The organism is Collinsella sp. AM44-11 (assembly GCF_003467145.1).
GTDB lineage: Bacteria > Actinomycetota > Coriobacteriia > Coriobacteriales > Coriobacteriaceae > Collinsella.
In genome coordinates this window covers 184,018-198,362 of the sequence record NZ_QSFE01000003.1, presented here as the reverse complement: position 1 = coordinate 198,362, position 14,345 = coordinate 184,018, and the positions used below count along the sequence as shown (strand labels likewise).

The window sequence follows — 14,345 nt, the reverse complement described above, 5'->3', positions numbered from 1 at the left end:
GTGTTTTCGAACATATGATTGGGGGTGTTTTGCAATATATGGTGGGTGGAGTGGTGGGGCGGGGTGGGGGAAGGGGTGGGGAAAGGTGTTGAAAAATGGGGCGGTTCCCCATATTATTAATGACGTCGACAGGCGGGGTGGTTCCCCGCGTACGTGCCATCTGAGTAACCGAGGGGAGGGCGCACATGGGAATGACTGGTGCATACGAGCGCAATCTCGATGCAAAAGGTCGTCTGTCCCTGCCTGCACCCCTTCGCGAGGAGCTTGGAGAGCACGTTCGCGTGTTCAAAGCCCTGGATGTCGATGCTCTGTACGTGTTCTCTGCCGAGGCCTTCGATAAGTGGGTCGAAGGACTCTTCGCGGGTCGTGAGGGCCACGAGGGTTTTAACCCGCGTGACATTAATGACCAGAAGCTCATGAGGGCGATCAACAAGCGCACCACGTCGATGGACGTGGACAGCGCCGGTCGTATCGGTCTTTCCGAGTCTCTCCGCAAGCAGGCGAACCTCGACCGCGAGGTCACGGTTGTGGGCAACTACGACCACCTTGAGGTTTGGGATCGCGCCGCGGCCGATGAGGACGATGACGATGAGGCCCTGCTGGACCTCTTCTTCTCGTAAGGGCAAGGCACGGGTAACGGATGGAGCGTGGGATCTTGACACAAGAATATCGGCATGAACCTGTCATGCTCGGCGAAGTACTTGAATCGCTGCGGCTAAAGAGCGGCTCCGTTGTCTGCGATTGCACCCTTGGCGGTGCCGGCCATTCGGTAAAGATGGCCGCGCAGGTGGGGGAGACGGGCCTTTTGCTCGGCGTCGATCAGGACGACATGGCCCTCGAGGCCGCTGGCGCCCGTCTGGACCGCGAGGTTCCCGGCGTTCCGCACCAGCTGCTGAAGGGCAACTTCGGCGACTTGGACGAGCTGCTTTGCTCGGCCGAGGTGCCCGGGGTCGATGGCTTCCTGTTCGATTTGGGCGTTTCGTCACCGCAACTCGATATCCCTGGCAGGGGCTTTTCGTATAACGAGGACGCCCCATTGGACATGCGGATGGATCCGGGTAATAACACCTTAAACGCAGCTGAGGTCATCAACACCTATAACGAACACGACCTCGCCCGGATTCTACGCGTCTACGGCGAAGAGAAGTTCGCCTCGCAGATCGCGCGCGAGATCGTGCGCCGCCGCGAGCAAGAACCGATCGAAACCACCGGCCAATTTGTCGAGATCATCAAGGCGGGTATCCCGGCTGCCGCTCGTCGGCATGGCGGACACCCGGCCAAGAGAAGTTTCCAGGCCATTCGCATCGAGGTCAATCACGAGCTCGATGTGCTCGAACGAGGGCTTGATGCCGCCACCAGGTGGCTCAATCCGGGCGGACGTATCTGCGTCATCTCGTATCACTCGCTTGAGGACCGTATCGTAAAGAATCACTTTAAGGAGATGAGCCAGGGGTGCACGTGTCCGCCGGAGATTCCGGTGTGCGTGTGCGGCAACGTGCCGATACTCAAGGTCATCACCCGCAAACCCTTGGTTGCCCAGCCTGATGAGGTTGAGCGCAACCCTCGGGCGAGATCAGCCAAAATCCGCGTGGCGCAGCGTCTGTAGGCGCGACCGCGCGATATTGGACCTCCCGCTCGCACCATAAACGAAGCTTAAACACACTACCAACGTACTCGGGATGGGAGGCGGCATATCATGGGCTACAACACTTCAAGCGCAGCACTCGCCTATGATATGAACGCCATGCCCGCCTATCGTGAGACGCCGCAGGCCCCCGTTGCTCCCCGTGAGCAGCGCACGCCGCGCTTTGATGTCTACACGGGCGCGGGCCGTCAGGCAAACCAGGCGGTAAGCCCGGTTTTCATGAGCGTTCTTAAAACGTTTTGCATCATTGCGGCTATCTTCATGACGATCGGCGTCGCCCGCGTGGCGCTCGCCGGCGTTACGGCCCAGGTGCTCAACAGCAACGCCGAGCTTACCAACACGCTCGAAAAAGCGACCGATGAGAGCTCCGACCTGGAGGTCATGCATTCGGTCTATGGCGCCGACACGCGCATTCGCGACCTTGCGGGCGCTTATGGCATGGTGGAGCCCAGCGAGAGCGTTACACTTGACTTTTCGCAGGATGCAGCCGCGGGCGCCAACGCGACCGCGACCGCTCAGTAGCAAGACGGTAGCTGAGTATGACAAATGACTATCGCCGCGGTTCCGATGGGGGCCGCGGTTCTGGACGTCCCTCGTCGCGGGGACGTTCTGGTTATCAAGGAACGGGTCGGCAATCTTACAACGCCGGGCAGTCCCGTGGCAACGACCCGGCGTCGCGACTTCGCGGCTCGGGCGGCCCTCAAGTGCATAACACCAGGTCGCGCAAGAGTTCGTCGACCGAATGGCTCACGGGCACGCCTCTGCCTCGCCGCAAAGCCGTCATGGGCTTCATTGGGCTTGGCTTGGGCTTGGGCGTCTTTCGCCTTGCCGACTATCAAATTGTCGAAGCCGATAAACTGCGCGAGCGTGCCGATGCGCGCCGCCTGCTTGCGCAGATCCTCTATGCCAAACGTGGCACCATCTACGACCGCAACGGTAACGTGCTGGCGTCGTCGGTCGAATGTCGCAACATCGCCGTGAACCCCCAGCTTGTCGAGGATGTTGACAAGACGGTGTCGGCGCTGGTCAAGGCAACTGGAATCGATAAAAAGACCTGCCGCAAGCTCGTTGAGTCCGATGGAACCTGGGTGTATATCAAGCGCCAGGTGGACGAAGACGACGCTGCGGCGCTGGAGAAGAAGAACCTGCCCGGCGTGCTTTTTGAGCAGGCCATGAAGCGCGTATATCCATACGGCAATCTGGCATCGCAGGTGCTGGGTGTAGTGAATGTAGACAACGACGGCTTGACGGGTCTCGAAAAGCAATACAACAAGCTTCTGACCGGCACGAACGGTTCTCTCGTACGCGAGCGCGCGAGGGACGGCAGCTATATCGCGGGCGGTGCCTATAAAAAGGTGGCTGCGGTCGACGGCGTTGATCTCGTGACGACGCTCGACGTCAATATCCAGCGTGCGGCCGAGGATGCCCTGGCAGAGGCTGTCGAGAAGACAAAGGCCAAGAACGGCTCGGCGCTGGTCACCGATCCTACGACAGGCGAGATCTTGGCAGCCTGCTCGTATCCGACCTACGACCAGACCAATTTGGAAAACGCCAAGACCGAGGATATGAACCTGCGCCTGGTCACCGACGCCTACGAGCCCGGCTCGGTCTTTAAGACGCTCGTGGCGGGCGCCGGCTTCGACTTGGGTGTCGTGCGGTCGAGTACGTCGTTTGAGGTGCCGGCGAGCATCAAGGTGGGCGACGATACCGTCACCGATGCCGACAAGCGCGACTACGCCATGACCATGGATGTGCGCGAGATGATGCGCCGTTCGTCCAACGTGGGATTTGTCCTGGTGGGGCGCAAGATCGGTGCCGACGACTTTGCCGCCTATGTGGACAAGTGGGGCATCGGTCACAGCTCTGGTGTCGATTTTCCGGGCGAGAGCCTGGGCATCGTCAAGGAGCGTGACCAGTATGACGGCGCCACGCTGGGCTCGATGAGCTTTGGACAGGCGCTGTCTGTCTCGCCGATTGAGATCGCACGTGCCGTGGGCGGCATCGCCAACGGCGGCGTGATGATGACCCCGCACTTCTATAAGTCCAGCAAAGGCGACGAGAAGGACTGGGGCGAAGGCGAGCGCGCGATTTCGGAGGACGCCGCATCCCAGGTGACATCGTGCATGCAGACGGTCGTGTCGGAGGGAACGGGCGTTGGCGGCGCGGTTGACGGCTATGACGTGGCGGGTAAGACCGGTACGGCCGAACGTGCCGACGAGAACGGCGGCTACCTCAAGGAGAACTACATGTCGTCCTTTATGGGCTTTGCACCGGCACAATCGCCCAAGGTGCTGTGCTATATCACGCTCGACGGAACGCCGAGCGGCTCAGATGCCGCTGCGGTGCCGTTCCAGTCCATTATGGCCAACGCGCTCGACGTGCTGGGTATCCCACACACGAAGTAGGGGGTTACAATCTTTGGGGCGTGGTTTGTTGTCCCATATGAGGGGTGTTCACATGCCCTGCACCACGCATGCGCGGCGCTGGGATACAATACGCCGATAGCATTATTTAGGTTTACAGGGGAGCTGCAATGATAGAGATCGCCGTCAACAACCTCGCGGCCGCAACAGGGGCCCGAACCGTGACGGGAGAAGTCGATCGGGTATGCCGCGGGTGCGTTATCGACTCGCGCCAGGTCGAGGAAGGGACGATTTTCGTCGCCTTTCCCGGTGAAAACGTCGACGGCAATGATTTTGCTTCCCGTGCCGTCCAGTCGGGTGCCGGCGCCGTCGTGATGACGCGTGAGCCCGAGGCCGAGCTGGTCTCGCTGGCGCAGGACAAGGGCTGTGCCATCTTGCTGACCGATGATCCCGAGGAGTTTCTGCTGCGTTTGGCGCACGCGTATCGCCTGGAGCTTGGCTGCCTGGTCGTTGGCATTACCGGTTCCATCGGCAAGACGACGACCAAGGACGTGCTCGCCGCTGTGCTCGCCAAGCGCTATCGTGTCTGGGCCACCAAGGGCAATTTCAATAACCTGATCGGCATGCCGCTCACGGTGCTTTCCGCTCCGGCCGATACCGAGGTTCTGGTGCTCGAGATGGGCATGAACCATTTCCACGAGATCGAGCGCCTGTCTCTGTCTGCCAATCCCAACCTTGCCATCGTGAGCAAGATCGGCACCTCTCATATCGGCATTTTGGGCAGCTGCGAGAACATCGCCCGCGCTAAGGCCGAGATTGTCCAGGGCATGTGCGCCGCCGGCGACTATTTGCCGCTGCTGGTTTTGGGCGGCGAGGACGATTTTACGCCGTTCATTCGCGATACGTTCGCCCAGCCTGCTGGTATCGACGTGATGCTGGCCGGTGTCTCTGACGATGATGAGGTCCGCGCCCGCGACGTTCGCGTTGATGACGAGGGCCGTCCGGTCTTTACGCTCGATTTTGGCCAGGGCGAGACGATCGATACCATGCTTGCCATCCCCGGCGTGCAGTCCGTTCCTAATGCCGTTAAGGCCGCCGCGGTTGCCTATCGCCTGGGCGTGACGCCCGAGCAGATCGATGCTGCCTTTAGGGGCCTCACGATCACCGGTCACCGCCAGGAGATCAAGCGCGCCAAGAGCGGTGCCCGCGTCATCGATGACTCCTATAACGCCAGCGCCGAATCGATGGCGGCCGGTCTCGACCTGCTGTGCTCGCTTTCGTGCACGGGGTCTCGCATGGCGATCCTGGGCGAGATGGGCGAGATGGGCGATGAGGCTCCTCGCATGCATGAGCTCGTGGGCGCCTATGCCGCTGCCAAGAAGCTCGACATGCTGGCGTGCGTGGGTGGTGAGCTGGCCCAGCTTATGGCCGATGCCGCACGCATGATGGGCATGGACGAGGACCGCATCCAGGTGTTCTCCGATTATCAGCAGGTGCTCGACCGCATGGGCGGCGCGCTTGAAAAACATGATGTTGTACTGGTCAAGGGTTCCCGCTTTGTTGAGCTCGACCGCTTTGTGGAAGGTGTGTGCTAGCCCATGTTCGGCAATCCCTCGTATCCAACGTATCAGGCTTTTTTGGGGCTTGGCATCGCCGCAGCCATTGCGCTGCTGCTCATGCCGTGGTGGATCAAGCTGCTCAAGGTCGAGGGTATCGGCCAGCAGGTTCGTGCCGACGGCCCCAAGCGTCATTTGGTTAAGCAGGGAACGCCCACCATGGGTGGCGTTGTCATCCTCGTCGCGATCTCGCTGACCTGCCTGCTGATGGGCAAGCTCACCACCGAGCTCGTACTCGTACTGCTCGCCACGCTGGCGACCGGCGTGCTGGGCCTGATCGACGACCTGACCTCCGTTACGCATGGGCGCTCGCTCGGTCTGACGCCTCATGCCAAGATGATCGGCCTAACCATTATCTGTGTCACCTTTACGGTGCTTGCCGTCAACTGGTGCGGCGTCGCCCCCGAGATTCGTTTTCCCGGTGGGTTGACGATTGACCTTGGCGTGCTTTCGACTACCATCTGCGGCTATTCGTTCCCGTGGCTCTATATTGTCTTTTGCTGGCTGATGATTGCCGGTCTTTCTAATGCCGTGAACCTGACCGATGGCCTTGACGGTCTTGCTGGCGGCACCTCCATGATCGCCATGCTCGCCATGGCTGCCATGGCGTTTTTGCACGGAGACGTGAACCTGTCCATCTTCTGTACCGCGTGTGCCGGTGCCTGCTTGGGCTTTCTGTGGTTCAACTGCTATCCGGCGAGCATCTTTATGGGCGATACCGGCTCGCTTGCTCTGGGCGCCGCGTTCGCCTGCACGTCCATCATGACCAACACCGAGGTCGTCTCCCTCATCATCGGCGGCCTGTTTATCGTTGAGACCCTGTCGGTCATGATTCAGGTTGTCTACTTCCATTTTACGCACAAGCGCGTCTTCCTTATGGCGCCCATCCATCATCATTTCGAAAAGAAGGGCTGGGCCGAGACCAAGGTCGTCATCCGTTTTTGGATTATCGCTGCGGCCTTTGGTGCCGTTGGCCTTGCTCTGTTCTTCCAGTTGGGATAGTGGTCTTTCATGCCTCTTGCTGATGTCTTTAGCCTGCTCGTTTTGGGTCAGGGCAAATCCGGTCTCGATGTCGCCCGCTGGGCGCTGGCACATCCCGAGCGCGTAAGCGCCGTTACCGTGTATGGCGGCGGCACCTCTGAGCCCAATGACGCCACGCGTGCGCTCGAGGCTGCCGGTGCGTCGTTTGTCTATGGGACCGAACAGGTCGAGGGCGCCTATGACGTATGCGTGACGTGCCCGGGCATCTCGGAGTTCTCGGGCTTCTTTAAGGCCGGGCGCGAGCATGCCGCCCAGATTATGGGTGAGCCCGAGTTTGCCTATCGCCTGTCGCCCGATAACTGGATTGCCATCACGGGCACCAACGGCAAGACGACCACCACGTCGCTGATCGATTATCTGCTCAAGGCTTCCGGTGAGGCCAGTGTAGCTGTCGGCAACATCGGCGAGCCGCCTATCAACGAGATTGACGGCCGAGCCCACAACGAGTGGTTTGTGGCTGAGCTCTCGAGCTATCAGATTGCTACGACCACCGAGCTCCACCCTCGCGTGGCGGTGCTGCTCAACATCACTCCCGACCACTTGGGCTGGCATAAGAGCCATAAGAACTATGCGCTTGCCAAGATCAAACTGTTTGACAATATGGTCGATGACGATCTGGTGGTCGTCGACGTCGAAGACGCCGGCATTCACGAGTTCGATGAGTACATCTACACGCCGGGTCGTCGCATCTGCAAGGTCGCTTTTGACGAGCCCGAGGGTGCAGACGCCGCCTTTGTGCGCGACGGCAAAATGGTCGTGCGCCTGAAGGGCGTCGAGACTCAGCTTGTCGCCACGTCCGAACTCAAGATCTCGGGCCATCACAATGTTATCAATGCCCTGTGCGCTGCCACGGCTGCCCTGGCAGTCGGTGCCGATGTCGATGGTGTCTGCCGCGGTCTGGCCTCGTTCCAGCCGCTCGAGCACCGCGTGGAGCCGTGCGGCGAGATTGACGGAGTGCGCTACGTCAACGATTCCAAGGCGACCAACACCGACGCGGTCGAGAAGGCACTGACGGCATTTCCCGATGACAACGTGATCTTGCTGCTCGGCGGCCACGATAAGGGCACGCCGCTCACGGACTTCGCGCGCGTCGTTATGGATAACGTGCGCTCGGTCGTCTGCTTTGGCGATGCGCGCGAGCGCTTTACCGCCGCTATGGACGAGGCCGATGTCGATGGCGATGTGGATATCGCCCAAGCGGATGACCTACGCGATGCCGTGGACGTTGCCCGTTCGCTGTCGAGCCGTGGCGACGTGATCTTACTTTCTCCTGCCTGCTCTTCGTTCGATGAGTTCTCGGGCTATGAGGAGCGCGGCCGCGTGTTTAAGGACTACGTGGCTCAGCTTGCCGCTGCAGCGAAATCGCAAATGGAATAGGGGTTGCCGGTGAGAGAGGAGAGCCCCCGACAAGGTATGAGGAGGCCCGACTCGGACCGTGCTTCCTCGCGGCGCAGCACACCGCGTTCCGGTCGCGGCGGGCAGTCGTTTAGCGAACGCTATATTGCCGGCGTTCCCGCCCGCATCATGCGCCCCCGTCTGATATTTATGGCCTGCCTGTTTACTTTGGTGTGCTTTGGTCTGCTGATGGTGTACTCGGCGTCTTCGGTCGAGGCGCTGCACGAGAATGGCTCGGCGACGTTTTTCCTGGGTCGACAGGCCGCGTTTGCCGTGGTTGGTGTTCTGGCGCTGATTGCCATCGTGCGCGTTTTGCCGGACAGCTGGTTTGGGGAGGATGTGCTTAGGATCTTCCTTATCGGCATGATAGGGCTACTGTTTCTGGTGTTCTTGGTGGGCAGCGGCAGCCGTGGCGCCACGCGCTGGCTCAACATCGCCGGTATTCAGTTCCAGCCTTCCGAGTTTTTAAAGCCATTTGCCATTGCGTATTCGGCCATCATGCTTGATCGCTTCTTTTCGCCCGGTGGCAACATCAACGAATTCCTTCGCAAGATGGGCATCTACCTGGGTATTTCGCTCTTTCTGATCTTTATCCAGCCCGATTTCGGTACTGTCCTGATCATCCTGTTGACCCTCATGTGCATGGCGTTGTTTGCGGGTCTCGACCCGAGATTTATCATCGGCGTGCTAATCTTCGGCATTCTCGTGATCGTGATTGCACTTGTCGCAGAGCCGTACCGTATGGTGCGTATTCAGGTTGCCTTGAACCCTTGGGCTGATGAGTATGGTGACGGCTATCAGGCCACGCTTGCCATCATGGCCTTTGCCTCGGGCGGTCTGTTCGGCCGTGGCATCGGCAACTCAACCATGAAGTACTCGTATCTGCCCGAGGCGCACAATGACTACATCCTGGCCATCATTGGCGAGGAAGTCGGCTTTGTCGGAACCGTGCTGTTCTTCTTGGTGTTTGCGATGCTGATCTACTCGGCGTTTCGCATTGCCGAGCAGGCGACCGATCGTCGGGGCGCGCTCATGGCGTCTGGCTCCGCGGTCATTCTCGCGGTGCAGTTTTTGATCAATGCGCTGGGCATCCTCAACGTGTTTCCCATGACGGGCAAACCGTTGCCGTTTATTAGCTACGGCGGTTCGTCGATTATTGTGTCGCTTATGCTTGCCGGTCTGATCCTGCGCGTTTCGTACGAGAGCGCCCGTCGCGATGAGTACGACCGTCGCCGCGAGAGCTTTGCCGTTATGGACGAGAGCACCGCCGGCGTGCCCCACGTACGCGGCGAGCGATCTTCGCGTAGCGGCTTTACCGTTCTGGATGGCTCTGCGACCGAGCCGGCAGCTCGTCCACGCTCGCGAACGGCGCCGCAAGGTCGTCCGCAGCGCCCCAGCCCTCGCAGCGCGGGCGGCGGATATAATCGAATCGATTTGAACTCGGACCCGTCGGCGCGTTTGCGCACCGACGACCAGGGACCGCGTGTACGAAGGGACTACCATGACCGATAAGATGACCGTTGCTATTGCAGCCGGCGGCACGGCAGGGCATATCAACCCCGCGCTCGCCTTGGCCGAAGAGCTGCGTGACCGTGGCCACCACGTTGTGTTCGTGGGCCAGTCGCGCAAGCTCGAGGGTCGTCTGGTCCCCGAGGCTGGGTTTGATTTTGTGCCCATTACGGTTACGGGCTTCGACCGCTCCCGTCCTTGGACGGCGCTGACCTCGCTGTGGCGTGTCAACAAGGCCAAGCGTGCGCTCGCCAGTCATTTCTCAAAGGTCGGCAAGCCCGATGCCGCCATCGGTTTTGGTGCCTATGTCGAGGTTCCGCTGCTGGGGTGGTGCAAGGGCGCAGGCGTTCCGTATCTGCTACATGAGCAGAACTCTGTTCCGGGCCTGGCCAACAAGATGATGAACTCCCACGCCGCTCGCGTGTGTATCTCGGTGCCGGCAGCGCGCTCGGTCTTTGAGCGCGAAGGTGACCCTGACCACGTGCTCATGACCGGCAACCCCGTACGTCGCTCGGTGATCGAGGGCGATCGCGCTCGCGGCCGCAAGGCACTTGGCGTTCCCGAGGACGCTACGCTGCTGCTCGTCTTTGGCGGTTCACTTGGCGCCCAGCACCTCAACGAGCGCGCGGTTTCGCTCAAAAACGAGCTGCTTTCGCGCAAGAACCTCTATGTGTTGCATTCGACGGGTGCCGACGGCTTTGAGGAGACCGAGCGCGCTTTGGCGCTGACGCCCGAGGAGGCGAAGCGTTACCGCGTCCAGCCTTACATCGACAACATGGGCGATATGCTGGCTGCTGCCGATTTGGTGCTCTCGCGTTCGGGTGCATCGAGCGTGGCCGAGATCGCTGCGCTCGCCGTGCCCTCGATACTCGTGCCGTATCCGCATGCGACGGCCGACCACCAAACCACCAATGCCCGTTATCTGGTCGACGCCGGGGCCGGCGTGCTCTGTGCCGATGCCGATATCGACGGTTCTGCCTTTGCCGATGAGCTGCTGCACCTGGTCGATGACGCGGCAGAGCGCGACGTCATGCGTCAGGCGGCGCGTGGTCTGGCTCAGGATAGGGCCGCCGCTCTTCTGGCCGATGCGGTAGAGGGTTTGCGTTAGTTAGACGGGATATCGTCGGTCGCCCTCGCGCTGATGCGGTAGGTGCGGTACAGTTAACGGGTTACAGGCAGTGTTTACGCAAGGAGTACACGAGCACATGGCTGATTCCCAGACTGCAACCTCCGCGCCCGAGTTCAAGAGCGCCCACTTTATCGGTATCGGTGGCGCTGGCATGAGCGGCATCGCCCTCGTCCTGCACGAGCGCGGTTATACCGTTACCGGCTCCGACCTTAAGACGTCACGTTATATCCGCCAGCTTACCCGCGCTGGTGTGAAGGTGCACGTGGGCCATGAGGCAGCCACGATCGACGAGGTCAAGCCCGACGTGGTTGTTGTCTCCACCGCTATTCCGGAGTCCAACCCTGAGCTCGTTCGCGCTCGCGAGCTTGGTATTCCCGTGTGGCCCCGTGCCAAGATGCTCTCTGCTTTGGGCCACGGCTACACCACCGTCGCTGTTGCCGGCACGCATGGCAAGACCACCACGTCTTCGATGTGCGCCACCATGCTCGACCGCATGGGTCTGGATCCGAGTTTCTTGATCGGCGGCATCGTCGAGGGCTATGACACGAACGGCAAGAACGGCTCGGGCGACTACTTTGTCGCCGAGGCCGACGAGTCCGACAGCTCCTTCCTGTTCCTGAACCCCAACGTGGTCATTGTGACCAACGTCGAGGCCGACCACCTCGATCACTACTCGGGTATCGAGGAGATCGAGGCAACTTTCGCCAAATTCATGAGCCTGGTGGGCGAGGACGGCACCGTCATCGTCTGCGGCGAGGACCCGCATCTGGTCGAGCTCGCCAAGTCGACGGGCCGTCACGTGCTTTCCTACGGCTTTGCCGAGAGCAACGACATCGTCTGCGTGCACCCGGATGTCAAGGGCATCCAGAGTGACTTTATCGTTCGCTTTGAGGACGGCACTGAGCACGCTGTGGAGATCAAGAGCAATCCCGGTCGCCACAACATGCTCAACGCCACGGCCGTGCTCACCGTCGCCCATGTCCTGGGCCTTGACATCGACGCCGCCGCCAAGGCGCTCTCGAGCTTTGAGGGCGTCCGCCGTCGCTTTACCCACGTGGGCGATATCGATGGCATCACCGTGGTCGATGATTACGGCCATCACCCCACCGAGATCAAGGCGACGCTTGCCGCCGCTTCGTCGCTGGGCTACAAGCACGTCGACGTCGTGTTCCAGCCGCACCGCTATTCGCGCCTGCAGGCCCTGTGCGACGACTTTGCCGATGCATTTGCCAATGCCGATAAACTGCTGCTGATCGATGTGTTCTCGGCTGGCGAGATGCCCATTCCGGGTGTCACCTCTAAGATGCTCGCCGATACCGTGCGCGCCAAGCATCCTGGCAAGGAGGTCGTGTACTGCTCCAGCCGTCTTGAGCTCAATCAGGAGCTCGAGCAGATGGTGGGCGAGGGCGACCTGCTGCTCACCATGGGTGCCGGCGACGTTACGACCGTCGGTCCCGAGTTCATTGAGTATCTGACTGCCAAGAAAGACGCTTAAGTCTAATGGGTCTGTTTAACGCCGTCATGGCGCTCTCGGGCATGATCGACACGGATGTGATCGAGGACGAGCGCCTTGCGCGTCATACGAGCTATCGTATCGGCGGCAAGGCCGACCTCTTTGTGACGTGCCATAGCTATCATGCCCTCCGCCGCGCCGTGGCGGTGCTCGATCGCGAGCAGGTGCCGTGGGTCATCATCGGCAAGGGCTCCAATCTGCTGGTTGCCGATGGCGGTTATCGCGGTGCCGTCATTTCGCTCGGACGTGAGTTCCAGCGCACGGTTGTTGCCGATGACGGTTGTACGCTGACGGTCGGTGCGGGCGTGATGTTTGCGCGCCTGGTCAACGATGCCCTGTCGCGTAGCCTCTCGGGCCTTGAGTTTGCCGTTGGCATTCCTGGTTCGGTCGGCGGTGCGATATCTATGAATGCCGGCACGCGGACCGAGTGGATTGGCTCGCTGGTTGAGGATGTCGTAACGTTTGACCCGGCATCCGGTATCAAGCATTATGCGGGGTCCGAGATCTCTTGGGGCTACCGCGAATGTAGCCTTCCCCGCAATGAGATCATCCTCGAGTGCGTGCTCAAGCTTAAACCGGCGCCCAAGGCCGACATTCGCGAGCGCATGGAGCGGTACCTTACAAGGCGCAAGCGTACGCAGCCCATGGGTCGCGCATCGGGCGGGTCGGTCTTTCGCAACCCGCCCGATGCGAGTGTGGGCAAGCTTATCGAGGATTGTGGATTAAAGGGTTTTTCAATTGGCGGCGCGGAAGTTTCGCCCGTTCACGCTAATTTTATCGTTAATAACGGAACTGCCTCGGCCGATGACGTTGCCGCGGTTATCAGACATGTGCACGGAAAGGTGAGGGAGGCGTATGGCATCGAGCTCAGACCGGAAGTTAAATTCCTCGGCTTCTAGAGCATCGAAACCCACCTTCCGCCGCGCCGGAGGGCGTTCCGGCGCGCCTGCCAAACCTCAACGCATTACCGTCGCGCACTCTAAGTCTGTCGGGCATGCTCGACAGACCAGTCGTCCGGTCGTCGGCTCGCAGCTCGGTAATCGTCCGGCCGCAAAAAAGTCCTCGCGTCCCTCGGTGACGTCAAAGCCTGTTATGGGCGCCAAGCCTGCCCGTCCCATGGCAGCTCCCAAGCCCTCGACGGGAACTAAAGCGGCGCGTCCAGGTCGCACGCTGGGCGCATCGAAACCGCGCTCGCTGACATCGGTGCCGGCTACCGCCAAGAAGCCTTCGAGTAAAAAAGGTTTCAACCCGTTATCTTCACTTGGAGCGATGGCAAATAAAACATCAGACGCCGCTTCTGTCGTTACAGGCAAAGGCAAAATCGTGGGCGGCGTTCTGGCCGTCTTGGCCGTGCTCGTCGTCGTTGCCATCGTGGTGATCAACTCTGGATTGTTTACTGCCACTGATATTCAGATTCAAGGCAGCGAGCATGTGACGAAGCACGATGCTATCCAGCTGATCGACTTGCCCGAGGGAACGTCGCTTTTTAACGTCGATCCCGACCAGATTACCGAGGATCTCAAGCAGAACCCGTGGGTTTCGGGCGTGGATGTCCAGCGCCAGTTTCCCCATACGCTTATCATCACGCCGACGGAGCGTAAAGTTATCGCCATTGCGTATATCAGCTCCGACGACCTTGCCTGGGCTATCGGAGACGATGACACCTGGATCGCCCCGCTGTCGACGTCGGTCGAAGTGGGCGACCAGGGCAACGTCATCACGACAGGGCAGGGCTCAAATACCTTGACCGGAATCGATGCCGCGCTGGCGCTCGCTAAGCACTATGGCGCGGTGTTGTTGACTGATGTCTCGGCGGATGTCGCTCCGGTTTCCGGCCAGGCGGTGAACTCCAAAGCCGTTAAGGCCGGCCTGGATTATGTGCGTGGTTTTTCGAGCGAGTTCTTGGGACAAGTCAAGGATATTTCCACGCCTTCGGTCGAAGCCATCTCGGCAAACCTCAATAACGGCATTGAGGTGTCGCTGGGCGATTCGGACGATATCGCCAAGAAGGAACGCGTAGTCACCAAGTTGCTTTCGCAGGTAGAGGGCGTAACGTATATCAATGTGCGCTCTCCGGGCAACTACACATTTAGGAATGCTCCGACCTCGTAGCGCTGGTTGATGCTTTGTTGAG

The 14,345-nt window shown here is 60.3% G+C and carries 12 protein-coding genes; all 12 read left to right on the top strand.

Annotated elements, in window-relative coordinates; genetic code table 11:
• Positions 1 to 185 precede the first annotated feature (185 nt).
• The 12 genes from DW943_RS03445 to DW943_RS03390 all read left to right on the top strand — a co-directional run bounded on the left by DW943_RS03445 (position 186) and on the right by DW943_RS03390 (position 14,323).
• Positions 186 to 620, top strand: coding sequence for a division/cell wall cluster transcriptional repressor MraZ (locus DW943_RS03445; protein WP_006234269.1), 435 nt, complete (start codon positions 186 to 188; stop codon positions 618 to 620).
• A gap of 20 nt (positions 621 to 640) precedes the next feature.
• The gene (gene rsmH, locus DW943_RS03440; protein ID WP_117862194.1) at positions 641 to 1,606 is read left to right on the top strand and encodes a 16S rRNA (cytosine(1402)-N(4))-methyltransferase RsmH; all 966 of its coding nucleotides are present in this window, start codon (positions 641 to 643) and stop codon (positions 1,604 to 1,606) included.
• Between the two features lie 90 nt (positions 1,607 to 1,696).
• Positions 1,697 to 2,167, top strand: coding sequence for a hypothetical protein (locus DW943_RS03435; RefSeq protein WP_022094483.1), 471 nt, complete (start codon positions 1,697 to 1,699; stop codon positions 2,165 to 2,167).
• Between the two features lie 182 nt (positions 2,168 to 2,349).
• Entirely contained in the window at positions 2,350 to 4,050 is a 1,701-nt protein-coding gene (locus DW943_RS03430) for a peptidoglycan D,D-transpeptidase FtsI family protein (RefSeq protein ID WP_370448067.1), read from the top strand.
• Positions 4,051 to 4,178: 128 nt separating this feature from the next.
• The gene (gene murF, locus DW943_RS03425) at positions 4,179 to 5,603 is read left to right on the top strand and encodes a UDP-N-acetylmuramoyl-tripeptide--D-alanyl-D-alanine ligase (RefSeq protein WP_117862193.1); all 1,425 of its coding nucleotides are present in this window, start codon (positions 4,179 to 4,181) and stop codon (positions 5,601 to 5,603) included.
• Positions 5,604 to 5,606: 3 nt separating this feature from the next.
• Positions 5,607 to 6,626: a phospho-N-acetylmuramoyl-pentapeptide-transferase gene (gene mraY, locus DW943_RS03420; RefSeq protein ID WP_089571579.1), complete on the top strand. Its 1,020-nt coding sequence runs from the start codon at positions 5,607 to 5,609 to the stop codon at positions 6,624 to 6,626.
• 9 nt (positions 6,627 to 6,635) lie between these two features.
• The gene (gene murD / locus DW943_RS03415) at positions 6,636 to 8,042 is read left to right on the top strand and encodes a UDP-N-acetylmuramoyl-L-alanine--D-glutamate ligase (protein ID WP_117862192.1); all 1,407 of its coding nucleotides are present in this window, start codon (positions 6,636 to 6,638) and stop codon (positions 8,040 to 8,042) included.
• A gap of 36 nt (positions 8,043 to 8,078) precedes the next feature.
• Positions 8,079 to 9,572: a putative lipid II flippase FtsW gene (gene ftsW / locus DW943_RS03410; protein ID WP_117862191.1), complete on the top strand. Its 1,494-nt coding sequence runs from the start codon at positions 8,079 to 8,081 to the stop codon at positions 9,570 to 9,572.
• Complete coding sequence (gene murG, locus DW943_RS03405; protein WP_117757002.1) at positions 9,562 to 10,677, top strand: undecaprenyldiphospho-muramoylpentapeptide beta-N-acetylglucosaminyltransferase; 1,116 nt, start codon at positions 9,562 to 9,564, stop codon at positions 10,675 to 10,677. The genes ftsW and murG overlap by 11 nt, the downstream gene beginning before the upstream one ends.
• 97 nt (positions 10,678 to 10,774) lie before the next feature.
• The gene (gene murC / locus DW943_RS03400; RefSeq protein ID WP_117862190.1) at positions 10,775 to 12,193 is read left to right on the top strand and encodes a UDP-N-acetylmuramate--L-alanine ligase; all 1,419 of its coding nucleotides are present in this window, start codon (positions 10,775 to 10,777) and stop codon (positions 12,191 to 12,193) included.
• Positions 12,194 to 12,198: 5 nt separating this feature from the next.
• Positions 12,199 to 13,110 carry a UDP-N-acetylmuramate dehydrogenase gene (gene murB, locus DW943_RS03395; protein ID WP_117862189.1) on the top strand — a complete coding sequence of 304 codons (912 nt, stop codon included), beginning with the start codon at positions 12,199 to 12,201 and terminating at the stop codon, positions 13,108 to 13,110.
• Positions 13,111 to 13,480: 370 nt separating this feature from the next.
• A complete protein-coding gene (locus tag DW943_RS03390; RefSeq protein WP_117862188.1) occupies positions 13,481 to 14,323 on the top strand; it encodes a cell division protein FtsQ/DivIB in 843 nt (280 codons plus the stop codon).
• Positions 14,324 to 14,345: the final 22 nt, after the last annotated feature.

Coding starts and splice junctions, on each gene's coding strand:
- DW943_RS03445 (WP_006234269.1), top strand. CDS start 186: ATGGGAATGACTGGTGCATACGAGCGCAATCTCGATGCAAAAGGTCGT.
- rsmH (WP_117862194.1), top strand. CDS start 641: ATGGAGCGTGGGATCTTGACACAAGAATATCGGCATGAACCTGTCATG.
- DW943_RS03435 (WP_022094483.1), top strand. CDS start 1,697: ATGGGCTACAACACTTCAAGCGCAGCACTCGCCTATGATATGAACGCC.
- murF (WP_117862193.1), top strand. CDS start 4,179: ATGATAGAGATCGCCGTCAACAACCTCGCGGCCGCAACAGGGGCCCGA.
- mraY (WP_089571579.1), top strand. CDS start 5,607: ATGTTCGGCAATCCCTCGTATCCAACGTATCAGGCTTTTTTGGGGCTT.
- murD (WP_117862192.1), top strand. CDS start 6,636: ATGCCTCTTGCTGATGTCTTTAGCCTGCTCGTTTTGGGTCAGGGCAAA.
- ftsW (WP_117862191.1), top strand. CDS start 8,079: ATGAGGAGGCCCGACTCGGACCGTGCTTCCTCGCGGCGCAGCACACCG.
- murG (WP_117757002.1), top strand. CDS start 9,562: ATGACCGATAAGATGACCGTTGCTATTGCAGCCGGCGGCACGGCAGGG.
- murC (WP_117862190.1), top strand. CDS start 10,775: ATGGCTGATTCCCAGACTGCAACCTCCGCGCCCGAGTTCAAGAGCGCC.
- murB (WP_117862189.1), top strand. CDS start 12,199: ATGGGTCTGTTTAACGCCGTCATGGCGCTCTCGGGCATGATCGACACG.
- DW943_RS03390 (WP_117862188.1), top strand. CDS start 13,481: ATGGCAAATAAAACATCAGACGCCGCTTCTGTCGTTACAGGCAAAGGC.